Raw genomic sequence first — 22,721 nt, 5'->3', positions numbered from 1 at the left:
TTTTTATGATATTAAAAGCCAGGTGTTATAATCAAATATTGACTGTTATATATACATACCTATTATCATATTCCTTGTAACTGGAGGATTGTTCATTAATCTGTATATAGCACTTTCATCAGACCGAACTGTTCGGTCTGAAATAATTATAGGATGTGTATAAAATATGAAATTTCAAGTTGTTTTATTTGATGGGTTTGATTTAATGGATGCACTTGCTCCTTAAGATGTCTTTCACGTTGCAGCAGCTCTTTCTCCAGAAGAAGTAATAGTGGAGTTAGTAACTGTCGAAGGGAAAAGATTAGTTAAAAGTGGAGTAAATGGCGTAAGAATCGAAGCCACAGGCATACTCGATCCAACCGCTGAAGGTGTAATTTTAATTCCAGGTAGTGCTTGCGAATCCTACGATGATGGACCAAATTCAGTTGTAAATAGGTTAAAAAAGCTTCTGAGACAGAGTTGAAAACTATACTACACCAAGCAGCACACAACCCTAATATTACTTTATATACAGTATGCGTAGGTGCTAACCTTTTAGGCATGATTGGACTACTAAATGGTCGATATGCTAGTACACATTTTATGGGGATGGGTGCTTTACCTAAAATGGGAGCTACACCAGTGCATGCTCGTATCGTAGATGATGGAGATTTAGTATCTAATAGTAGTTAGCCACACGGAACAATCTGAATTTATTCTGAAATCTCGATACAATGTAGCAGCTGCAGCTTGTAGCATCACTTTGCCCACCGTCAGCAGTAAAGAACATTTCGTATCAATCACCCAAAACAACATGTTGGATGTTTTTATCCATATCAAACATGCTGTAGATAACACCTTGAGGCATTACTCGTTTACCATACCAATCTCGTTCCAATAGATACGGATTCTTAGGGAAAACCTCATGTATTTCCTGCTTACGTTGTTCTGATAATATCGGATTATCATTAGGAGTCCAATGAGTCCAACGTGTGTTTTGAACGTCGAATACTTCCGATATAACAGGATGGTTAGGAGCAGGAGGGTTTAGTCTGCTAAATGATAACGGTCCTGAGCAGCGAATGTACGACGGAAGCACTCTTGGATCATACCCATGTTTAATAAGTTGATTTCACAAAAGACTACACTACCCAGTGACATACCCGTTATAGCGCCGACACTGTTACTTTTGCCGCTGTCTTTATAAAAAAGTCTCTTTATGCCTCGCGGCGTGTGTATCTCTAAATGAGATCCGAGCTCGTTATGTTTTATAACCGCTAAATCTCCGAATATATGAGCTAATCCAGTTCCGTCTCCATCAATAAAAAGTCGTTGCGCCTGTTCTTGATTGTACGCAACGACTAAATGGTTTTCATCTCTTGAATTAGTTAAATAACGAGCATATCTGAAGTGCCCGGCAGTTGTCTTACCGGAACGTGGCGTTATGTGCCTTCATTAACTTCTAGCGTGTAATTGAAAGGGGCTCTAATTACTTGTAATTGTTTATCACTGAAGTTGATTTTAGGCATAGCACCACCTCCTTTTATACTAATTCGTCTTTATAACCTTTTATCGAATTGTAATATCTCTTGCTAACTTGTTCAAATCTCCATTATGAAGTGCAAGACTCATTTCTTCTCCTCCTTATCTTTCCTTAACAACAAACAATGACGCCACCCAGATCACGGCAGCGCCTACGATAATTGCTATACACATGTTAGTTCTATCTACATGGTAAAATAAAACACCCATAATTGACACATCATAAGATTAGTAACCATATTTTCTGTTCGTTAATTATTATGTTTATAGGCCTAGATTGTGCACATCTATATTCAGTGAGCGCATACCCTATTACATGAATACTACTTTAGGAGTGATTATATTATGAATCCTTTAACGATGAGGATTGTTGTAGCCCCAGCTTCATCTTGGCAACATTTACCTCAATACCCTTCATATGGTCAATATGGTATGCAACCTGGGCACATTCCCTTTACTCCTACAATTCCGCCTTCTCCCGTAATATACCAGTATCATTATCATTTCCCGACATTGTATTTCCAAGAGTTTCACGGTACATTTAACATCTAATCTAAATAGAAAAATATCCGTTATCTAATTTGTTGAATTCATGTTATACCTAAAACAGTATTTAAATACGTTTAATGTGTAATTTCTATATAACAAAGAAAAAAGCACCCGTTATGGATGCTTTTTTAGATAGCTTTGTATAAGTCGATAATGGACTTTGAATATTTTGATACCCAATGCTTATTAGAATCTTTTGTACTGCTTAAGAAGAACTCTTTCCCATTATCAAACTTTACTTTTAATTGATGTTCATTATATTCATACAGTTTCTTAGTTAGAGACTTAGACAATACTTTTCGGTAGATAACATCGTCATTGACGACATACATATTTCTTATGTATTAATAATCTAGACCCGTATATTCGCAAGTTTGCCAGTCCGTTATTTTGGACATTCTCACCATAGATATTTTGTAGCATCCCGACCTATCCATTACCATATGATTTCTCACTTAGGTTTTGTTCAGCCGACTTCACCTAGCTTCATACAATTTGCGACTACTATCACGCTTTGCATGTAGGAGTATCAGATAAGTAGTTTCAGCTCAACTTGACGGCTTTCATTCCTACTTTCAGTCAATCAGTTATTGTTATCAAATTGATAACCCTCCTATTTCGTGTTTACACACTTATAAGGAAACGTGTCGCGCAAAGGATTATTTTGTTCAAATTTTTGATAGATGTTAATATTTTCTATAAAGGGGGTCTACTAATGAAAAATTCCTGGAAGAAAGTTTCTTTAATTGCTTTCATAGTAATCGTCCTTTTAATAATTTTATATTTTGGCGGTATATCACTTTTTTGGAACCAGCCCTGAATAAAACTCAATATTCCGTCAATACTGTAGACACATGGTTATCTTTCTCCTTGTTCCCCCTTGGAGTACCGAGCAGTTGGCCATTGCTAGCTGCTCTTTGTTTTTCTTCCTGTCTCTTTAAAAACACTTTCGCTTTCGTAATTGCCTCTGCCCTTGTTTGACCTTCAGCTATACCTTTTAATCCAGTGTCGTCCTTAATGCACAACATCTTCTTCTTGCCATTATCCATAACAACTTCAACATGCGAATAATAAGCACTGTGTAATGTATCGTCTTCAAGAAGAAAACTCATAAATTCCGCACCGACTTTACCTGTAAACTCTTTAACCTTCCTCATATCCATTCCTCCTTGAATAAATCCCTAAACCTTGTCCATACTATAAATGCACTTGAGTTCTGAACTTCCTTCTTAATGCTTTTCTGGAGAGCAGTTAGCTTTTGCTAGCTGCTCTTTATTTGTACAAGGTACTCAATTAACTGACGCACATATAATATCCTGAGTTCCTTTCTTTATAAAATAGTCGTTATAAAATGAGGCTCGTCACGAGAGCGCTTTACTAAGTGCTCTTTTTATATTCCAACTTAATACAAAATGAAATTTTTGTTTAGTTTTCTTTCATGCATATTATTTTGATATTTGTTTATAATATAGTTGTAACTTTTTGTTACAACATATATCTGTATCTAGTTGTACTTCTAAAATTGTACGACAAAGCAGTTAGCTACTTCAGCTAGCTGCTTTGTTGTGCCAAATAGCGTTTTTGTTTAAAATAATGCCCTATCCATTTGGATATATTTCCCTGTTTTTTTACCAAAAAATTTCATGCTATTGTTAATTAGTTGAGTACGTCATTCCTTGACAATTACCCTTAGAAGCCCCGTGAATAAACGTGTCACTTTACTCATAAGTTTACCGTAATTGGAAGCATAAACTTGCCGGAAATCATTTATTTTAGTAGAGATTTATCTAATTGTCCAAAGAAAATGTAAGCATAAATTTGCCGGAAGTTAATTATTAACCCATAAACTTGCCTTAAATTTTAATAAGAAGCATAAAGTTAACAAGAATTAAGGTATTTTGATGCTAAAAAACCTTTCAATAAAGACTTAACTGGAAGATGAAGCTAACAATACCCGAATTCCGTACGTTCAAGCTAATTTTATAAATAAAAAGTCGATTTCCTATACGTTAAGAAATCGACTTTTTAATGCGTAATTTAATGTCTTTATTAGAAACGAGCTTGATTAAATTAAATCCAAAATATCTTTTGGGGTATTTAATACATAATCAGCTTTTTCAAAACCTTCTTTTGTCTTTGAGCCCCATAAAGCGAGTGCGAATTTAACACCAGCACTTTTCGCACATTGCATATCGTATATAGAGTCTCCAATATATATTGCCTCATTATTAGGAACATCTAATTGCTTCAAACAAGCTAATAATGGTTCAGGGTGTGGTTTGTGTTTATCCGTATCACACGCACAAATCGTATGTTCAAAATGACCACTTAGACCGAATGGCTCGAACTCATCTATTAATTCTTGCTTAGTTTTTGATGTAACAATACCAAGCTTTAATTTACTAAGAGATAACTCTTTAATAATATCTTCTAATTCTTCAAAAACAGAAACTTCATGAGAAAAATCTAGTACAGATTCGGACCATTTGGGATGCACAACATCTATATTTGATACATTTAATTTTTTTAAGGTTTCTTTTCCAGGAATCCCTAATGCAAATCTTAAATCCTGTAACGCATAATCTTCCTTTAGTTCTTCTTTTAAAACTTTTTGTAAGGATTTTAGTATTGCCTTTTCTGTGTCTAAAATTGTGCCGTCTACGTCAAAAACAAGAGATGTAATCAAAATAAAACCTCCCAATTTTTTAATCTTCACTTGTAATTACTACTTCAACACCGTTTTCTTTTAAAGTGTTATATAAATCATTAGACATAATTTGATTTGTAATGAATGTGTCTATAGATTCAAGCGTTAAGCCCTTATAATTTCGTCGTTGATTCCATTTAGTGTGATCTGCCACTAAAATAACTTGATCAGCATGTTTTATTAATTCGCGCTTGAAATAAATATCTTCTTCAAAACCATAGTATATCCCGTCTTCTGTAATACCTGCAGTCCCAATAAACACCTTATCAAAGTGATAATCTCTAAGTTTTTCAGTGGTAGAAGTCCCCGTAGTATGTCGAGAAACCTTATTTAAAGTTCCTCCTAAAAAATGAATAGTCGTATTTTCAGATTTAGCTAACATATAAGCGGTATCAATTGAATTCGTCACAATCGTTACGTTTTTTGATTGTAAATATTGAGCTACAAAGTTGACTGTTGTTGAAACGTCTAAATAAATCATGTCATTGTTTGCTATCATATTTGCAGCTTTCATTCCAATCGATTTTTTCGTTTCTAATTCAGTCTGTGAACGCTCTTGATAAGTATCTATTTTCTTATGAAAAGTAGCTAAAGCCACTCCACCATAGGTTCTAACTATTGCTTTATTTTGTGAAATTTTTACTATATCTCTTCTTGCAGTATCTCGTGAGATATGAAACATTTCACACATTTGCTTTATATTCATGGTTTTATGTGTCTCTAAATAATTAAGGACTCGTATCAATCGTTCTTCTTGATTCATAAGCAACCTCCTTAAGGTTATTTTAAGTTAAAATAAGTCTTTTAACAAGTAAGTTTAAGTAATAATGCGTATTAACACTCGTAAATTTAAGTTATTTTAAGTTATTTTGGTAAAGCCTTATTTTTAATACCTTTATAATTTTAAGCAATGTTTTGAGGGATTTAAAATTTTATCGTTGGAAGCATAAATTTGCCACGAAGAAAAAGAACCATAACTTTGCCAAAGTGGCAATCTTATGGTTCATATCACAAAACGGGGTTTCTTTTTTTAACATTCGAGTTTCAATATATATCTGTAAAAATAATCAGTTAAATGTTAAAATTCCATAGATACTCTTTAGGGAGTTTTCATGTAATTAAACAAGAGTTTAAAAATTCTCGAATCTTAGCCCCCTGGAGCGCTCTCAATTTGCGCTCTTTAATTTTAAAATCTTTTCACATTTAAACTGGACAAGCATATATTATTGTATCTCCTCTTTTCTTTCATAGAATGTTACATTTGTTGAGAGAACATTCCCCTTCGGGTGTTGTCTTTTTTTATGCATCCAAATAAGAAGTTTGTTTAACAATTTATTGAACTACCCCCACTTTCACTTCGCTTAGAAGTGAGGGATTCCTAAGTAAAGAGTTCTATCGAACTCTAATTGATTAGGCTAACCCCGCAGTCCTTGCGGTTAGAAGCCTTATCGCTTCATTCTTTAGATTGATACTTGCGTTAATATCCCTATCATGGTTTGTACGACAAGAAGGACAGTCCCATTCACGTAGGTTTAGATTTTTAACGTCTTTATTTTGATATCCACAACAAGAACATAATTGGCTGGAAGCAAATGTTTTCGATACGACAATGACTTGTTTGCCATACCATTGTGCTTTGTATTCTAACATTGATCGAAATTGCGACCAAGATACCTCACTAATTGCTTTTGCTAACTTATAATTCTTTAACATATTCGATACTTGCAAATCCTCTATACCGATAACATCGTGGTTTTTGATGATTTCAGTTGAAATTTTGTCCAAGTAATCTTTTCTAGCATTTGATATGTATTCATGAATTCTAGCTACCTTTACTCGTTGTTTATTCCAGCGAGAAGATCCTTTCATTCTTCTAGAAAGAACACGCTGTGCTTTCGCCAATTTATCTTCTAATAATCGGAAAAACTTCGGATTTTCATAGTGTGTTCCATCTGACAAAATAGCGAAATCTTTTAGTCCTACATCTATTCCAATGTAAGAATGTGTTTTCGGAAGTTCTTGTATTTCTGTTTCAACTAATAGTGAAACAAAATATCTACCAGAAGTGTTCCGTCTAACTGTAGCATTTACAATACGCCCCTCTACTTCGCGACTTTTGGCAAATCGAACAAGGCCTAGTTTCGGCAACTTTATTTTGTTCCCTACAACGGCAATGTTTTCATTTGTTTGTTTTGTGGTATAAGATTGTACGTTGTTCTTCTTAGATTTAAAGCGCGGTGCGCTGTTTTGTTTTTTGAAAAAGCGCGTATAAGCATCCGCAAGGTTGCGAACAGACGACTGAATCGCAATACTATCCACTTCTTTGAGCCAAACAAGCTCTTTCTTCATGGCAGGTAGTTTGGCAGAGCATGTACTATAGGTCAAGCCTTTTCCTATCTCTTTGTATGCGTGATCCCATAAGGATAGGAAATGATTGAATACAAAACGAGAACACCCAATCGTTTTGTTGATTAGAATTGCTTGTGCTTGATTTGGATAGATACGAAACTTATAGGCTTTATTAATCATTATTTAATTCACCTCCATTTTGGTATATGACTATTATACACCAAACGTACATTCGATAGATAATGGAGTAACACTTTCTGTATGTTGAACAATTAAGATGGCTGCCATCCATCCCTTGTTCAAAGCCAATTCATCTCCCACCTACTCACTGGGCTGTGGCCCTTCACGCTCCTTGAGGAAGGAGTCTTCTTGGCTAAAATGATAAAATTCAATATTCCGCCAATAGTAATCACAATAAAATCTGTTTCTTACCCAGGTTGTAATTCACAACAGAGAGCAGTTTTTCTATGGCTAAATTTACAGCTGATGAAAAAATACAAATCGTTCTACGTTATTTGAATGGAAATGAAAGTTATCGAGAAATGGGTAGATCGCTCGGTATAAGTGACACAATCATTTTGAATTGGGTAAACCAATATAAACAGAATGGTCTGGAAGCTTTTCTAAAACGATGTACAAATTATACACAACAATTTAAACTAGACGTACTAAACTTTATGATTGAAAACGGTATGTCCTTATTTGAGACGGCAGCTATCTTTAATATTCCTGCCCCTTCAACGATTTCTGTTTGGAAAAAACAGCTCGAAACACAAGGAATTGATGCCCTTCAATCTAAGAAAAAGGGGCGTCCATCCATGAAAAAAGATTCAAATAAACAATTAAAACAACCTTTAGCTGAAGGGTCAGTCGAAGCACTTGAAGCACGCATTAAACAGCTTGAGATGGAAAATGAGTACTTAAAAAAGTTAAATGCCTTAGTTCAAAACAAGGAAAAATCACAAAACAAGACAAAGCGCAGGTAGTCTATGAGTTAAGGCATAAATATTCGGTGAAGGCACTTGTGGAGCTAGCTACTATTCCTCGAAGCACGTATTATGATTTAGTAAAGAAAATGAATCGTCCAGATGTAGATGCCGATTTGAAAGGTGAGATTAAAGCGATTTATGAGGAAAATGAAGGTCGTTATGGTTACCGTCGCATTCGTGATGAATTAACGAATCGTGGCCAGAAAGTGAACCACAAGAAGGTTCAGCGCATTATGAAAGAGCTTGGGTTAAAGTGTGTCGTGCGTATGAAGAAATATAAATCCTATAAAGGAAAAGTCGGTAGAATCGCACCTAATATTTTAGAGCGTAATTTTCAAACAGATGCACCGAATCAAAAGTGGGTAACAGACATCACAGAGTTTAAATTGTTTGGAGAAAAACTGTATGTATCACCTGTATTAGATTTGTATAATGGTGAAATTATTACCTATACAATTGGTTCTAGACCGACGTATTCGCTTGTTTCAGACATGTTAGAGAAAGCATTGGAACGTTTACCTGAAACCCACCAGCTACTGATGCATTCGGATCAAGGATGGCATTATCAAATGAGACAGTACGTCCGGACACTTGAATCAAGAGCTATCGTCCAGAGTATGTCTCGAAAAGGCAACTGTTACGACAACGCAGTAATAGAAAATTTCTTTGGAATTATGAAGTCGGAGTTCCTCTACATAAAAGAATTTGAAAATGTAGAGCACTTTAAAATAGAATTAGAAAAATATATAGATTATTATAATACGAAACGGATTAAGACAAAATTAAAAATGAGCCCGGTACAATACCGGACTCACTTTTATCAAGCTGCCTAATGAAATAACCGTGTCTAACTTTTAGGGGTCACTTCAGTTAGACACATAATTAACAATTGGGGTACAATTTCATATTGGTAGTCTTTTTTGGGTAGTTTTAGAGATTTTAATTATAACATCTAAATATATTATTTCCAACATACTATATTTTTTATAATTCTTGATTTCTCACTCTTCATTGCATGATAACTTTCCCTATAACGAGTAACAAGTAACATTAAAAAGACAATCTACATCTGCAGTTTTTACATGATAGCTGTGTAGAATGGGCATCCATTTCTAGAAAATCACGGATTGCAGTAAATCGATAACTTTTCCCTCTAAAGCATCTCTCCAATAAAAAAGGAAATCTCGTATACATCCATTGAAATAGACATGATACAAATAGATTCCCCCTTTTTTATTTGTATACCTAAATCTAAAGACCTTTTTACAAATGATTCCTAACTTGAAGACAATACAAAAAGGGCTTCTTCAAGTCGATTAAAAATGTGCATAGCAAAATAAGCTATATATACACTAATCGACTCAAAAAGCCCTTTCATAAATGAAACAAGACGCAACTTGCTTCTACAACTCAACCACAAAACAATAAGGTGTGGGAATAAACGGAATCAATTAAACAATAAATATAATTCCATATTAATGAATTCATACAAAAATTTCAATAATTTTATGTTTTCTTAAGATACCCTGCTCATTTTTTTTAAATTCATATGCTTTATCACTACCTTGTTTTCTTCATCAAATGATATAACTCCCTCCACGATAATATTTAATTTAATATTGAAATTCTCTAAAACTCGATGTATTATATTTTTGTGTTTTTCTCAGTTCCCAAGCCGAGAATACATCATCACTTCTGAAAGGGCCCGAACTCCAGCTTGTTCTTTTTATTTACTTGAACTCATTTTCGAATTATTATATTATATTTTCGGGTCTTGCTCCATAAATCATTATCAGGAGAATCTGCAGGTTTGCAGGTTTTTTTATAAAATAAAAAAGCAGCTGTTAGGCTACTTAAAGTTTGTCTTATCACCAAATAAAATGATATATATATTCTCCCGTTATACTTTCATCAACTCCTGCAACTCTAGCAAATCTCACTATGTCCGCCCCATGAATGAAATACATTGTTAGCATGACTGGCACCCGCGACCACATAACACGATAAAGCTCATTCACTCTTTGCCTAGTCGTAACAATTAAATCATTTGCAGGTCCATTAATCCATGCAGTTGTTCTAACTGAAGTAAACGGAAGATCTATCCCATTAACAACTATTCTTGCAATACTTTGCGTTATATCCACATCGATCCCCTCATTCCAAGAATTAAATATGTTTCCCATATTTACATAAGTATTCTTAGTTATAAGAAATGTTTAAAGTGAATTCTTTATAAAATAAAAAAAAGTGCTATTAAGATATGCACTCCTTCAAAAGACTTTACCAATCTCGATGTTCACCATGATCATGATCACGATTGCGGTCATGATCACGTCTACGACGACACTCATCACAATCGCAATCGCGTCTACAATGACAGTCGTTAAAATCGTTTCTTCTACGTCTACGACCGCATCCACAAAATACTAAATCATCCCAAAATCTATTACAATCTCGAGAATGTCCAAAATTATTATTCCATCCCATAGATATGATTCCCTCCTCTAAAAATAGAATTCATCATATTCTATGATTAAAAGGTGAAAACAGCTTGTTTATTAGTCTATATTTTATGTTTTAGACTAATAATATTTCAATTTGCAAGTCTATTTCATCCTTTATCTTTCCTTAACAACAAACAAGACGCTACCCAGATCACGGCAGCGCCTACGATAATTGCTATTGGTTTAATCATTAACAAGTATATCTGGTCCCTTCTTCAACATGTACGAGAAACCCGAAATAAATACAACACTAAATATAATAATAGAAGACCACATATTAAATTGATATTCTTTACCTGCAACTAAATTATATATGTTATGTACCAAGAAATTAGCACCTATAATAATCCCACCTAAAAATGCACTAATTAATATGCTCATTAAATAAAATTTAAGTTTCTGAAACATTTTTCCTCTACCCCTTTTCTAAAATAAACTTTATTTGAGTTTCTTTAGAAAATTATACCATTTAGTTTTCAGGTATTATTAAATCCATGGTTAAATTAAGGTTATTTTAAGGATATGTTTTCTATTCAAATGTCCATTTTGTTCAATAAAAAAAGAACACTATAAAGTGCCCTAAGCTTCTGAGTATAAAATATACGACAATGCCTTGCCCGTTCTAATGGCGCAACCTAAAAGAGCTTTATAGCGGAATATATATAGCTCTCGGAAAAGGAATAAGTTGGTTGGCATTGACTCAATATTGTATGATGAAAGCCTCCTTATGTGCAAGCGAAAGAGAGCACTCCCCCAATAAGTGCTCTCGCTTAAAAAAATATAGGGGAACATGTTGGACACCGTTCAGTATCATTATATGATCTCATTCCCAACTATGCCTAAGTCATGTATTAAAGGGGCTAATGTGTAATTTCTATATAACAAAGAAAAAAGCACCCGCATGGATGCTTAAATTAAACTTATTCATTATCAATATCTCTACTTTCATCATTAACTGATTTCGGGTCTAACATGATTCCTATATCCGGCGGCAAAATTAACTCTATACCAGCTACTGGTTGATTGTCCTTATTAAAATAATACTTCTTTATCTTATTCAATTCTTCCTTTTTCTTATTTTCACTCATATTATCCCGCCTTTTATGTATGATATTAAAAACTTTTCTTAATATGTACATTGAGAAAGATAATATACTATTTATCAACTCTCACACAACTTTTGAACTACCCCCACTTTCACTTCGTTTAGAAGTGAGGGATTCCTAAGTAAAGAGTTCTACTGAACTCTAATTGATTAGGCTAACCCCGCAGTCCTTGCGGTTAGAAGCCTTATCGCTTCATTCTTTATATTGATACTTGCGTTAATATCCCTATCATGGTGTGTACGACAAGAAGGACAGTCCCATTCACGTAGGCTTAGATTTTTAACGTCTTTATTTTGATATCCACAACAAGAACATAATTGGCTGGAAGCAAATGTTTTCGATACGACAATGACTTGTTTGCCATACCATTTTGCTTTATATTCCAACATTGTTCGAAACTGTGACCAAGATACCTCACTAATTGCCTTTGCTAACTTATAATTCTTTAACATATTCGATACTTGCAAATCCTCTATACCGATAACATCGTGGTTTTTGATGATTTCAGTTGAGATTTTGTCCAAGTAATCTTTTCTAGCATTTGAGATGTATTCATGAATTCTAGCTACCTTGACTCGTTGTTTATTCCAGCGAGAAGATCCTTTCATTCTTCTAGAAAGAACATGCTGTGCTTTCGCTAACTTATCTTCTAATGCTCGGAAAAACTTCAGATTTTTATAAGGTGTTCCATCTGACAAAATGGCGAAATCTTTTAGTCCTACATCTATTCCAATGTAAGAATGTGTTTTCGGAAGTTCTTGTACTTCTGTTTCAACTAATAGTGACACAAAATATCTGCCAGAAGGGTTCCGTCTAACTGTAGCATTTACAATACGTCCCTCTACTTCACGACTTTTGGCAAATCGAACAAGGCCTAATTTCGGCAACTTTATTTTGTTCCCTACAACGACAATGTTTTCATTTGTTTGTTTTGTGGTATAAGATTGTACGTTGTTCTTCTTAGATTTAAAGCGCGGTGCGCTGTTTTGTTTTTTTTAAAAGCGCGTATAAGCATCGGCAAGGTTGCGAACAGACGACTGAATCGCAATACTATCCACTTCTTTTAGCCAAACAAACTCTTTCTTCATGGCAGGGAGTTTGGCAGAGCATGTACCATAGGTCAAGCCTTTTCCTGTCTCTTTGTATGCGTGATCCCATAAGGATAGGAAATGATTGAATACAAAGCGAGAACAACCAATCGTTTTGTTAATTAGAATTGCTTGTGCTTGATTTGGATAGACACGAAACTTATAGGCTTTATTAATCATCATTTGATTCACCTCCATTTCGGTATATGACTATTATACACAAAACGTACGTTCTATAGATAGTGGAGTAACACTTTCTGTATGCCGAACAATTAAGATGGTTTCCTGCCATCCCATGTTCGAAGCCAATCCATCTCCCACCTACTCGCTAAGCTTTGGTCCTTCACGCTCCTTGAGGAAGAAGTCTTCTTGGCTAAAATGTTAAAATGTTTACATAATAAAAGAACACCCATAATTGATAGGTGCTCTGATATATAAATTGGTTTCCATCCACACATTCCAATATATGCTCGTCCATCTCGAAAGATGCAAACAAAAAGCACCTAAATAGGTGCCTTTTCGAAACGTATTAAAGCGAGTAGCGAACACAATGAATTCTTCTCGGTGTCATTACCATCTTATGTTCGAGATTCTTAAATATGCCTAATCGTTAAAACCTTTATTATGAATTCACTACCTATCTACCCTTTATTTTTTTACTAGTTTTAACAATAGGAACTTTTTTTGCTGGTATGAAAGGATTTTCTAAAATAAATAATTGGGTTGCGATGCTTAGAAACATAGCAACCGTTCTACTAATACTTTTATTATCAGTGTTTTTAACACTAACTTTGACCGTTGGCTATGCATTAAGTTAAACGTAATTCTTCACGAATAAAAACCAATATTCCGTCAATACTGTAGACAACCCATTTCGAACCATATTCCATTACCTGAGCAGTTAGCTTTTGCTAGCTGCTCTTTATTTGTACAAGTTACTCAATTGACTGCGCACATATAATATTCTGAGTTCATTTCTTTATAAAATAGTCGTTATAAAATGAGGCTCGTCACGAGAGCACATTACTAAGTACTCTTTTTATATTCCAACTTAATACAAATTGAAATTTTTGTGATGTTTCTCTACAATCCAATACACTTTTTCCTATCTACTATCCTTAGTGAAAAACTTAAACCTTACTAACTATATTTGAAAGTGTTATAATTTAAACATTTCCAACATTTCGATTACGGAGGATTAGAGAATGAAAATTTCAATAGTCTGTTTCGATAACTTTACTGATATAGATGTTTTTTTACCATGGGATTTATTAAATCGTGTACGTCTAGTTGGTGGTATTTCTGATTGGGAGGTCCAACTATTAGGAACAGAAAAGACTCATGTATCCATGTCTGGTTTACGTATACCCATGACAGGAAGCATATCCGATATCCCTTCTGCTGACGCTGTAATATTTGCAAGTGGTAAGGGTGTACAAGATTTATATAAAAATCAACAATATCTTAATAAAATCCATGTAGATCCTCAAAGACAATTAATAGGCTCTATGTGTTCTGGTTCACTACTACTAGGAGCTAAAAAATTGTTAACTGGCAAAAAAGCAACTACATATCCATCCGTAGTTGAACAACTTAAAGAGTTTGATGTAGACGTTATTGAAAAAAGTTTCGTAAACGAAGGCAATATTTCGACTGCTGCAGGTTGCTTTGCTGCACAAGACCTCTCAGCTTGGATTATAAGAACATTAATTAATGACGAAATGGTTGATACTGTGCTAGAAACTGTTCAGCCAGTAGGCAAAGGTTTATATTTTTAATTTCAAATCAAATCAGATATTTATTTCTGACTTGATTTTTTTATACAATAGCGTTTTTGTTGCATTTTTATTGAGTTCACGTTGACCTTTTGTTGATTTTTTCTTCACATTTAAAGGAAACAAACATACGCTTTTGTATGTAGTCTCTCCGCTCATAGAGATCTACCTTTCTTATCGAAGAGCATACTTACATGTATGCTCTTTTTGCTTACTACGAGATAACGGTTTTGTCTAAACCTACACATATCTAAAAGACATACATACAATGGAATCCTGAGCATCTTTATCAATATAGTTATTGGCCATAAAGCGCCTTAAAATCGCTCTTTTTGTTGAAAAACTACACAAAGAGAAAAAACACATACAATGTAAAATGTACCCTATAGAATAGACTTTTTTCTAGTGTCAATTCTATAGGGTACATTTTATTATTTTCTATCTTTTTTATTTACCTTAAAGTAATCCATTCATAGCTTGCCCACTCTTTTGGTTTCTTATCGTACTTAATACGACCAGTCGTACAAAATGAAGCAATCATCCATTGTATAAGGTTCATCTTGGCGTATGGATCAACACACTCCTCAATTTTTTTCAATTGATAACCGGTACTATTTTTCTGCCAAATTGTATATAAACGAAAATGAGTTGTCGTAACAAGTCTAGCTTTTGTTGTAACTTGCCATTTAGAAATTTTCGTTAAATCCCCTTTGACTTTTCTCTCATACTCTTGTTTTATCACTTTATAAGTCTTATCTTTTTTAATTAATCCATTAGAGATTGTAAAAGGCATTTGATGCACCTCATAAACTGTTCCTTCTTCATCTCCTAAAATATTTGATTCTACTAGAAACATATTTTTTAGTTTTAACTGTTCTGTTAATTCTTTTCCGCTCCGATAAAATGGCTTCTTTATCTTCTGCAACAAGATAACCTGCACAATTAATCCTATTAGTAAAGGATATGCTAATACAAACAATATATTAATAAACATGTTTAAAATAATAACGCCTATTAGAGCAAAAATTGTAAAGTAAATATAGGTTTCTCTTTGATGAATGATTCTACTGTTCAAGCCAAGATACCTCCATTTTGATAAATAGTGAAAGCAATATACACAATTGCTCCTAATAAAATAGAACAAGCCCCTGGAAAGCTCTGTATCAGCTGTATTTCTTTCTTTGGTAGTTTTACCCCAAATATAGAAGCAGCATGCTCCAATTGGTCTTTAATCGCTCCTACAAACCCTAAAATTTTAATTAAACGATACACGCTAGCAATCCAAAAGAATAGTAAATGGAAAGCTGTTAATGTAATAGCGGTAAGCATAGCCGATTCCTCTGCTACATCGCTAACATATAGAGCTGCCACCACAAGCATTTTCGTATCACCGGGTGAAGAAAATTTAAATGTCTCTAACAATAAGCCACATACTAAGGCCATAGTTAGTACAATTACAATCTCTTTTCCCGTTCGTATTCCAGCAAAATACGTGATACCTAAACCTACTACTAAAAAAATGAAATGCCATATATTTTTTGTTTTTCTATACTTTAAGTCGGTAAATACATTAAGTACCATATAACTTAGAAATAATCCCATGATATACAGGCTCATTTTCTTTACTCCCCTCTTAATTTCATATAAAAATACTGTGTAAAAAAGGGAACCACTTTTAGAGTAGCCCCCTCGTTTATTTTTATATTTATTTTTTGTTCCAAGAATCAACATCTGCATTGCTTGATGCTTTTGTGAATCGAGCTAGAATTGTATCATAACCACCTTGGATTGCTTTCCATACGAACGGGCCAATTACTAATACAATAATCACCGCTAACGCGATTAACATACCGTTTTCTGATGATAATTGTGAGTCTTCGTTTTTTAACCAACTTTTCATTTTTGCTAACATTTCATTTCGTCTCCTTTATATATCAATTTTAAGTATCTACTAAAATTAGAACTTATCTATTTAAATCTTTAATTACTTATTCCAAGAATTTACGTCTGCATTACTTGATGCTTTTGTGAATCTTGCCAGGATCGTATCATAACCACCTTGGATTGCTTTCCATACAAACGGGCCAATGACTAATACGATAATCACCGCCAAGGCAATTAACATACCGTTTTCTGATGATAACTGTGAATCCTCATTTTTTAACCAGTTCTTCATTTTGGATAACATATTTAAATTCCCCTTATCTATTTATTTGAGCTATACGTTACAAACATCATTAATCTAAAACCTTCATTACTTATTCCAAGAATTTACATCAGTATTATTTGATGCTTTTGTGAATCTTGCCAGGATCGTAGCATAACCACCTTGGATTGCTTTCCATACAAATGGTCCAATGACTAATACGATAATTACCGCCAAAGCGATTAGCATACCGTTTTCTGATGATAACTGTGAATTCTCATTTTTTAACCAACTCTTTATTTTTGTTAACATGTATATTACTCCTTTTCCTATTCCATTTTTGATAAAGTCTTCTATAAACTTGCAAATCCTTGCATTAAAGATTGAATAACAATCACCATCGGATAAATCACAATACAACCAATAACAGCAACGTTAAATTTATTCATTTCCATCGGCTTATTTTGAATGAGACGGTTATAGTTCTCATGTTTTAACTCGCGCATCATTTTAATTTGTGCGTCCATAATGCGAAGACTCTGTACCTTGTCTGTTTTTTGTGCTTGTTGCAATGCAATCGTAAAGGTATTTACTTCTGGACTATTTAAAGCAGCAGCAAAGTTTCGAAATGGTTGATCCGAGCCAGCATACATTTCTAATTCCGCAGTAAGTGTAGATACATACGGACGAAGATGTCTTCCAGCATATATCTCTGCCTTTTTTACTGCTTCTAATGTTGTATGTGTTTTTAACAGCTGCAGCATAGGAATTAGATACTCTGGTAATTCGAACTTCCTAGCTTCTATCGCCTGCTTGATTCTTCTCTTTAATAGATAATCAGGATAGAAGTAAAGCAGTGGTGAAATCAAAACTCCCACTTTAAATAAGTAGTAATCATGGAACACCGTACATATCAAGAAAACAGAGGTGAAAATGATGGGATATGCTACCTTCATCTTTAAATATTCTTCTGGTTTCGTATCCAGGCCAGCTTCTTCTAATTTTTTCTGAATCTGCTCTTTCTTTTCTTCTGTCAGGTACTTATGTGATAACGACTGGAAGGGCGCGAGCATCATCTGATTTAAATTCTTCTTTTCAATTCGTTTTGCATTTTCTACATAGTTCGTAAGTAAGCTACCGCTATCTTTTTTACTTTGTAGAAAGGTAGAGAATACCCAGTACATGACAACGAATACCACTACAGCTAAAATCGTAGCCACCTTATTCCCCTCTTTCTGTTGGGTTATAATTTGCAATCTTTTCTACACGGGTTGCTAAGAAAAAGACAATGAACATATTTACCGCTAACGCGATTTTTCCCATCATAGAACCTGCTAAAAATCCATATGCTTCTTTTGACATCAACATAATAACAATCGGCATAGCAATGACAATTAAGCAGTTCTGTACAAAGGCACGTTGCGCTTGCGACAAACTAGAACGCAATCTTGCCAGGTATAGCTTTTGTTTTTCGAAATCTTCTGCAATATCTAGTAAGACTTGAACTGAATTTGTTCCACCTTCTCGGCTGCACACTTCCAACATTTCATGGAAGAAAACCAATTCTCTAAAGTTAAACGTTTCATTGAATCCTCTAAATGCACGATGCATTGTGGTTCCACCTTCTAATAAAAGAGAAACTTTCTCTATTTCTTCTTGAATGCTTTCATGCATCATTGGCTTCACCTGAACTAATACCCGTTTTGCATTGTTACTAATTTGAAGTGCATTTGCTACAGCTTTCATATAGATAGAAAGACGGTCAATGACAACCAAGTAGTAACGTTTTTTTCTTCGATAAAGAAGAAACCTTGGAACTAAAAATCCAGATAAAACGGTAATCAGTGTAAAAGGATCTCTACCAAAAGAAAAATAGAATACTGCTGCAATACTCATTCCGGAAAGAATCGTATATACCCAGTACATACTTTTTGTTAATTTCCACTCGTACTTTTGGGCTTCTTGGATAACGGATTGTGGCAAATACATTCGTATCCCTTTGATATTTCTTAATTCCAAGCGCCTTTCTTCTTTCTCATTTTCTTGAACAAATTGAGAAAGAGCAGAACCTTTAGATTTCGCAAAAAGTAAAACGAGCAATCCTACACTAATAAAGATTAAAAATATACATCCATAGGCTAACAAACTATGCATACTGCACCTCCTGTTGTGAAAGGAATGGCGCATAAAGAGCTGGATTTACAGTAGAAGAACGGAATTTCTTCTCCATTTCAGCTGACATTTTTGCTGTAATAATATGTTGGCCATGAATTTTCCCTATTCTTTCATTCATTTCATCTTGTTTCTCATATGTTGGCATAAACTGAGACAATGGATTAAACTGTATATCTTCCTGATAATCCAATAGTTCAATCATCTCTGTAATATAACGATTTCCATCATCTTTCTTTTCCAAAAAGACAATTACATCAAATGTCTGTGAAATCAATTCATATAAATACTGGGCATCAATATTCGCACCACTTTGCAGACACATAAGCATTAAACGCCTAACTGCTTCTTTTGCACTTCTTGCATGGACAGAAGTGAAACCAGGATGTCCTGTTTGGAAAAAGTTAATCATTTTTAACGCTTCTTTCCCCCTCGATTCCCCTACAATTAATCGCTTGGGCCCTTGACGTAAAGCATTTGTTAACAATCTATCAAAGTCGATTGCATTTTCTTCTACTTCCGATGCCCTACACTGCATCGGAACAAAATGATGTTCTGGAAAAATGCGATGCAAATATAATTCAGGGTTATCTTCTACTACAAGAGTACGTTCTTTTTTCTTTCCTTTCGGAATGTGAGAAGCAAGATATTTCATAAACTCTGATTTCCCTGTACCCGTAGCTCCAGCAACTAAAATATTCATTTTGGCTTTCACAGCTGCAGCCAAAAAGTTCAACATTTCTTTCGATGCTTGATTGGTAGATAACATCCGCTCTTCAGAAGCACGAAGGTGATCCGCATTCTTACGAATCGTTATCGTTGTTCCGAGTCCCCCAAGTTCATCTAACGCAATATTGATACGTATATACGGAAATACGCAGTCAACATATGGCTTTGCTGTATTTAATGACTCTGATGTACTGTTTACCATCTTATAAGCTAGGGCTTTCACTTCTTCTTCTGTCTCAAATCGGTAAGGAAATGTACATTCTCCCTCTCCGATTTTTTCGTAAATGATTTCTTTTGTACCATTGATATAAATATCAGTTACATCCTTATCTTCTTTTAAAGGTTCTATAATCCCAAATCCAACAATTTCATCACACACCATATTTAGTAACTGTTCTGAAGGTACATCTAAAACGACGACTTGATTGCTTAGTAAAAAGCCTTTAATAATTTGCTCCACAGCTGTTCTCTTCTCTTTATTCATAAAGGATTCGCTTAAGATATCACGATGTTCTTTTACTAAAAATGCACGAATTTCATCTGTAATATCTTTAATTTGTTGAGCTGTAGTTGTTCCTAACTTTCGCACCGATTTAGAACGAATCCTATAACCAAAGTGATATAAATCCACTCGATTTCGCTTTAAGAATACTTGTTTTTCCTGTAAATAGCCCCACATACTACTTGCCACCTTTTTAATTTCGTAAACCAAAGAGACCCTTTTTCATAGAGGAGTGCTGGGATGGAATATCAAGACCAGCTGCTTCCATAATATGATGGACCTTTGCATTAATTTGCGGGGAACCAAATTGCATCCGCCATTCATAACTCGTACGATCTCTGTCATACGGAATTGTCACTGCAATGTTTTGGGAAGAAAGCTTTTCAATATCTTCTACATAGTCCTCGTCTCCCATATTCAAAACATGAATCATACGAGGTAATGTTAGCTTTGCTTCTTCTATTAGTTGTAATTCTCTTTTAATTGCTAACGCACCACGAGGGTTGCCATTTAGCACATGAACAACAAGGTCTGATTGGTATAGGATTGGGTAACTCAGCACCTCGGATAATTCAGTTGGTACCGATAGGATGATGTAGTCATATTCTGTATCTACAAGTGATTCGATAAATGTCGTTACAAACAATTCTTTGTTTTGAATCTCTGGAAATTGAGTTAAACTATAACCTGATGGAAACACCAGAAAATCCATCTTATCGTGTAATTTTTGCGTCAACCTTGGATTCACTTTTTTTTCTAGTAAATCTTGCTTGGTACAAATATACTGCAAGAGATTGTATTCATTTTCTTTTCTTACAAGCCCTAGCATATTTTTACTCTCATGGCTAAGACCTGTTCCAACCGCGAAGTTTGGTCTTACTTGGTCCGCTTCTACATAAAGCACCTTTTTCCCTAAATGAGCTAACTCATTTGCCATCGCAATACTTAACGTACTTTTTCCTACGTTTTCGTTTGTCGCATAAAAGGCAACCATTCTTACTTGCCGGTCCATCTTAAAAGCCCCTTCCTTATTTGGATTCGTTCAGATACTGTGCAACATATTCTTTTACACTTTTAGATATGGGGTTGGTTGAATGCTTCTCTACATAGTCTAAAATATTTTTCTGATCAGATATTTGCGAGAATCCTTCTGCTGGTTCTAATTCTTTCCCTGTTTGTTCTACCTTTTGTCCAACTGCAACAGGAATTACATCTCCAAGTGTTTTCGCACGATTTAGATATTGAAGTTGTTCTGGTGAAACAGCCAATGTATATAATCGCGTTACTTTTGGCTTTTGTTTTCCTTCTTGTTCCTCTTTTGATTCTTTCTTTTCTAGTACAAATGCATCTTCTGTATTGCTATCCTTTGCAGCCGTAACACGTACACGTTGGAAAAGACCACCGAATACTACCTTCTCATTGTCCCCGTCCTTCACAACCTGCTTAAAATATAAGTCCACATAAGTGTTAGGAATGATACTATTACCTGAACTTGTTTCCAAATCAACGAGTAACGGGAATGCAACTTCTCCATCTTTCAAATTTAAAATGGCAGAGTCAGGTAACTCCTCTTTCTTTACTACTTTATTTTTAAAAAGATAGCTATTTTCGGTGATTGGCTGCCCATCATTTGTCCACTTACCTATAACCTCTTTTTTACTTACACGTAATGCATTTGGAGGAATCCCATCACCAGGTAATGTTCGTTCCACTAGCATTTCTTCTTTAATCTCTGTATGCGCAGGTATATCCTTTGCAGCTACAACAACTTTTGTTGGTTTTACTGCATTTTCTACTGCAAAATGATTGTATCCATAGATACCCGCTACTGTTATAGCAGCTAAACCTACCGCTGTAATCTGCTTCTTTTGAAACTTAGACGGCTTCAATGTTTATATTCCTCCTTATGTAGCCTTTAAACGCAAAAAAGGACACACCTATGGCGTAAAACGCCTTAGGTGTGTCCTTTTAGCTAATCTAAAGTCTATATGAAAATGTTGGATTTATTTTCTTTAATATTACAATCTCAATATTATGATATATATAGTTTTATGTCAATCATTTCTAAAAAATATCTGTTTTTTCTATTTAAAAACCACGTAATCGATAATTAACCTCGCTCCAAAAACCCTGTTATAACAAGGTTTCTAACCTATTAAGCATCCCAAAAATATGTTGTAATTAATCTAACACAACTGAATATTCCAAGGTGTCGGTTGCTATCCTTTCTCTTTCATTTTATGGAGAAAAGAAGAGATCCTTTGGAAATACTTTTCACAATAGTTGATGCAAGAGGCAAAATTATTATTAAAACGAAATCAATTTTGTTCCTGTTTCAAAATACTTTGCAGGAGCATAACTTTTCCCATTCCGATCCTGAAATTCACTTCCAATATATAACGATGCAATCATTACGATAATTCCAATGAAAATTACACGTTTCATACGTTGTTTTTTCTTTTTATCCATTCAATATTCCCCTCGTATATTAATATTTAAGCCCTATCTCAGGCTTAGTTTTACTCTCTAATAAGAGTCCAGTAATAAAGAAAATACTTGGACGTCTCAAGATATTTCTAGATAA

General features: G+C 34.4%; 23 protein-coding genes and 5 pseudogenes. 5 read left to right on the top strand and 23 right to left on the bottom strand.

Annotated features, from left to right (window positions below; genetic code table 11):
• Window positions 1-459 precede the first annotated feature (459 nt).
• Window positions 460-672 carry a type 1 glutamine amidotransferase family protein gene (locus MR168_RS14710; RefSeq protein WP_227414894.1) on the top strand — a complete coding sequence of 71 codons (213 nt, stop codon included), beginning with the start codon at window positions 460-462 and terminating at the stop codon, window positions 670-672.
• Here the strand turns inward: MR168_RS14710 and MR168_RS33915 are convergent.
• A pseudogene (locus MR168_RS33915) lies at window positions 662-1,508 on the bottom strand (PBSX family phage terminase large subunit); the annotation flags it as partial. The gene MR168_RS14710 and the pseudogene MR168_RS33915 sit on opposite strands and share 11 nt — an antisense overlap.
• A gap of 358 nt (window positions 1,509-1,866) precedes the next feature.
• Here MR168_RS33915 and MR168_RS14700 point away from each other — a divergent pair.
• Window positions 1,867-2,073 (top strand): hypothetical protein, encoded by a 207-nt coding sequence (locus tag MR168_RS14700; RefSeq protein WP_001068972.1) that lies wholly within the window; start codon window positions 1,867-1,869, stop codon window positions 2,071-2,073.
• Window positions 2,074-2,198: 125 nt separating this feature from the next.
• Here the strand turns inward: MR168_RS14700 and MR168_RS14695 are convergent, their stop codons facing one another.
• The 5 genes and pseudogenes from MR168_RS14695 to tnpB (MR168_RS14675) all read right to left on the bottom strand — a co-directional run bounded on the left by MR168_RS14695 (window position 2,199) and on the right by tnpB (MR168_RS14675) (window position 7,306).
• On the bottom strand, window positions 2,199-2,363 hold the full coding sequence (locus MR168_RS14695; protein ID WP_001988373.1) for a hypothetical protein: 165 nt from the start codon (window positions 2,361-2,363) through the stop codon (window positions 2,199-2,201).
• A 612-nt stretch (window positions 2,364-2,975) separates the two neighbouring features.
• Window positions 2,976-3,233: pseudogene (locus MR168_RS14690) on the bottom strand (hypothetical protein); the annotation flags it as partial.
• A 902-nt stretch (window positions 3,234-4,135) separates the two neighbouring features.
• Window positions 4,136-4,756 (bottom strand): HAD family hydrolase, encoded by a 621-nt coding sequence (locus MR168_RS14685; protein ID WP_086412722.1) that lies wholly within the window; start codon window positions 4,754-4,756, stop codon window positions 4,136-4,138.
• A 19-nt stretch (window positions 4,757-4,775) separates the two neighbouring features.
• Entirely contained in the window at window positions 4,776-5,540 is a 765-nt protein-coding gene (locus MR168_RS14680; RefSeq protein WP_086412723.1) for a DeoR/GlpR family DNA-binding transcription regulator, read from the bottom strand.
• Window positions 5,541-6,187: 647 nt separating this feature from the next.
• Complete coding sequence (tnpB, locus tag MR168_RS14675) at window positions 6,188-7,306, bottom strand: IS200/IS605 family element RNA-guided endonuclease TnpB (protein WP_242291407.1); 1,119 nt, start codon at window positions 7,304-7,306, stop codon at window positions 6,188-6,190.
• A gap of 287 nt (window positions 7,307-7,593) precedes the next feature.
• Between tnpB (MR168_RS14675) and MR168_RS14670 the strand changes: the two genes are divergently transcribed.
• A protein-coding gene (locus tag MR168_RS14670) for an IS3 family transposase (protein ID WP_098298005.1) occupies window positions 7,594-8,948 on the top strand; the annotation gives its coding sequence in 2 pieces (ribosomal slippage) (window positions 7,594-8,047 and window positions 8,047-8,948; 1,356 coding nt in all).
• A gap of 219 nt (window positions 8,949-9,167) precedes the next feature.
• On the opposite strand, the pseudogene MR168_RS33665 reads toward MR168_RS14670, so the two are convergent.
• From MR168_RS33665 to tnpB (MR168_RS14645), 6 genes and pseudogenes are all read right to left on the bottom strand, one after another.
• Window positions 9,168-9,362 (bottom strand): annotated as a pseudogene (locus MR168_RS33665) (hypothetical protein); the annotation flags it as partial.
• A gap of 621 nt (window positions 9,363-9,983) precedes the next feature.
• Complete coding sequence (locus MR168_RS14665) at window positions 9,984-10,298, bottom strand: hypothetical protein (protein WP_001999512.1); 315 nt, start codon at window positions 10,296-10,298, stop codon at window positions 9,984-9,986.
• 97 nt (window positions 10,299-10,395) lie between these two features.
• Window positions 10,396-10,602, bottom strand: coding sequence for a hypothetical protein (locus MR168_RS14660; protein ID WP_016090324.1), 207 nt, complete (start codon window positions 10,600-10,602; stop codon window positions 10,396-10,398).
• Between the two features lie 200 nt (window positions 10,603-10,802).
• Window positions 10,803-11,027: a hypothetical protein gene (locus MR168_RS14655; protein WP_000486797.1), complete on the bottom strand. Its 225-nt coding sequence runs from the start codon at window positions 11,025-11,027 to the stop codon at window positions 10,803-10,805.
• A gap of 512 nt (window positions 11,028-11,539) precedes the next feature.
• Window positions 11,540-11,680, bottom strand: coding sequence for a hypothetical protein (locus tag MR168_RS14650; RefSeq protein ID WP_179887906.1), 141 nt, complete (start codon window positions 11,678-11,680; stop codon window positions 11,540-11,542).
• Window positions 11,681-11,874: 194 nt separating this feature from the next.
• Window positions 11,875-12,996 (bottom strand): annotated as a pseudogene (gene tnpB / locus MR168_RS14645) (IS200/IS605 family element RNA-guided endonuclease TnpB).
• Between the two features lie 435 nt (window positions 12,997-13,431).
• Here tnpB (MR168_RS14645) and MR168_RS33910 point away from each other — a divergent pair.
• Window positions 13,432-13,631, top strand: a pseudogene (locus tag MR168_RS33910) (hypothetical protein); the annotation flags it as partial.
• 387 nt (window positions 13,632-14,018) lie between these two features.
• Window positions 14,019-14,591 (top strand): DJ-1/PfpI family protein, encoded by a 573-nt coding sequence (locus MR168_RS14640; RefSeq protein WP_000703254.1) that lies wholly within the window; start codon window positions 14,019-14,021, stop codon window positions 14,589-14,591.
• 448 nt (window positions 14,592-15,039) lie between these two features.
• Here the strand turns inward: MR168_RS14640 and MR168_RS14635 are convergent, their stop codons facing one another.
• The 11 genes from MR168_RS14635 to MR168_RS14585 all read right to left on the bottom strand — a co-directional run bounded on the left by MR168_RS14635 (window position 15,040) and on the right by MR168_RS14585 (window position 22,606).
• Window positions 15,040-15,663, bottom strand: coding sequence for a hypothetical protein (locus MR168_RS14635; RefSeq protein WP_086411677.1), 624 nt, complete (start codon window positions 15,661-15,663; stop codon window positions 15,040-15,042).
• Complete coding sequence (locus MR168_RS14630) at window positions 15,660-16,205, bottom strand: hypothetical protein (protein WP_086411676.1); 546 nt, start codon at window positions 16,203-16,205, stop codon at window positions 15,660-15,662. The genes MR168_RS14635 and MR168_RS14630 overlap by 4 nt, the downstream gene beginning before the upstream one ends.
• 88 nt (window positions 16,206-16,293) lie before the next feature.
• On the bottom strand, window positions 16,294-16,500 hold the full coding sequence (locus tag MR168_RS14625) for a hypothetical protein (RefSeq protein WP_000879960.1): 207 nt from the start codon (window positions 16,498-16,500) through the stop codon (window positions 16,294-16,296).
• A gap of 72 nt (window positions 16,501-16,572) precedes the next feature.
• Window positions 16,573-16,776, bottom strand: a complete 204-nt coding sequence (locus MR168_RS14620) for a hypothetical protein (RefSeq protein WP_000949459.1) — start codon at window positions 16,774-16,776, stop codon at window positions 16,573-16,575.
• A 66-nt stretch (window positions 16,777-16,842) separates the two neighbouring features.
• The gene (locus MR168_RS14615) at window positions 16,843-17,046 is read right to left on the bottom strand and encodes a hypothetical protein (RefSeq protein ID WP_086411675.1); all 204 of its coding nucleotides are present in this window, start codon (window positions 17,044-17,046) and stop codon (window positions 16,843-16,845) included.
• A 41-nt stretch (window positions 17,047-17,087) separates the two neighbouring features.
• Entirely contained in the window at window positions 17,088-17,954 is an 867-nt protein-coding gene (locus MR168_RS14610; RefSeq protein WP_000201168.1) for a hypothetical protein, read from the bottom strand.
• A 1-nt stretch (window position 17,955) separates the two neighbouring features.
• Complete coding sequence (locus tag MR168_RS14605) at window positions 17,956-18,888, bottom strand: type II secretion system F family protein (RefSeq protein ID WP_000555819.1); 933 nt, start codon at window positions 18,886-18,888, stop codon at window positions 17,956-17,958.
• On the bottom strand, window positions 18,881-20,314 hold the full coding sequence (locus MR168_RS14600) for a TadA family conjugal transfer-associated ATPase (RefSeq protein ID WP_242291406.1): 1,434 nt from the start codon (window positions 20,312-20,314) through the stop codon (window positions 18,881-18,883). Before MR168_RS14600 ends, MR168_RS14605 begins: the two co-directional genes overlap by 8 nt.
• Before the next feature lie 16 nt (window positions 20,315-20,330).
• Entirely contained in the window at window positions 20,331-21,149 is an 819-nt protein-coding gene (locus tag MR168_RS14595; protein WP_086411673.1) for an AAA family ATPase, read from the bottom strand.
• Between the two features lie 16 nt (window positions 21,150-21,165).
• Window positions 21,166-22,026, bottom strand: a complete 861-nt coding sequence (cpaB, locus tag MR168_RS14590; RefSeq protein WP_000804789.1) for a Flp pilus assembly protein CpaB — start codon at window positions 22,024-22,026, stop codon at window positions 21,166-21,168.
• Window positions 22,027-22,444: 418 nt separating this feature from the next.
• Complete coding sequence (locus MR168_RS14585; protein ID WP_000358416.1) at window positions 22,445-22,606, bottom strand: hypothetical protein; 162 nt, start codon at window positions 22,604-22,606, stop codon at window positions 22,445-22,447.
• Window positions 22,607-22,721: the final 115 nt, after the last annotated feature.

Origin of the sequence: Bacillus cereus group sp. BfR-BA-01356 (assembly GCF_022663635.1) — a bacterium.
GTDB lineage: Bacteria > Bacillota > Bacilli > Bacillales > Bacillaceae_G > Bacillus_A > Bacillus_A cereus.
The sequence above is the reverse complement of the archived record's forward strand: the minus strand, read 5'-3'. Positions and strand labels throughout refer to the sequence as shown.